Origin of the sequence: Achromobacter sp. SIMBA_011 (genome assembly GCF_046535435.1) — a bacterium.
GTDB classification, from domain to species: domain Bacteria; phylum Pseudomonadota; class Gammaproteobacteria; order Burkholderiales; family Burkholderiaceae_B; genus Achromobacter; species Achromobacter dolens.
This window is the reverse complement of the sequence record NZ_JAWRWN010000181.1, coordinates 1-333: the sequence shown is the minus strand read 5'-3', so window position 1 is coordinate 333 and position 333 is coordinate 1. Positions and strand designations below refer to the sequence as shown.

The following is a 333-nucleotide window of genomic DNA, read 5'->3' as shown; positions in this document are numbered from 1 at the left end:
CCCGGCACCGTACGATGAATCGCATCTTCGTAGACGATGCACGACTGCACGGCCCGCGTGCGCAGCAACGCGAGCCATGCATCGGCCACGCGCAGGTGATCGGGGTGCCTCAGCCCGAGCGGAACGACAAGCGTGGATCGATCGCGCGGCTCAAAGCGCGCGAGCAAAGCGCTCACCAAAGTGCGAACAGAAGGCAGTTCGCCATACTGGCCGTCGAGAAATGGCAGGCGAATCGCGCGTGCGCCCAGGCGTGCGAGCGCGCGTTCGTCCTCTCGCGTGCGGGCGCGCATCGCCTCGGACGAATCGCTGAAACCCGCCGCCTCATCCCACGGT

At 66.7% G+C, this 333-nt stretch carries 1 pseudogene; it reads right to left on the bottom strand.

The features are described 5' to 3' along the window. Nucleotides 1-333 (bottom strand): annotated as a pseudogene (locus SB816_RS30475) (GlcNAc-PI de-N-acetylase); the annotation flags it as partial.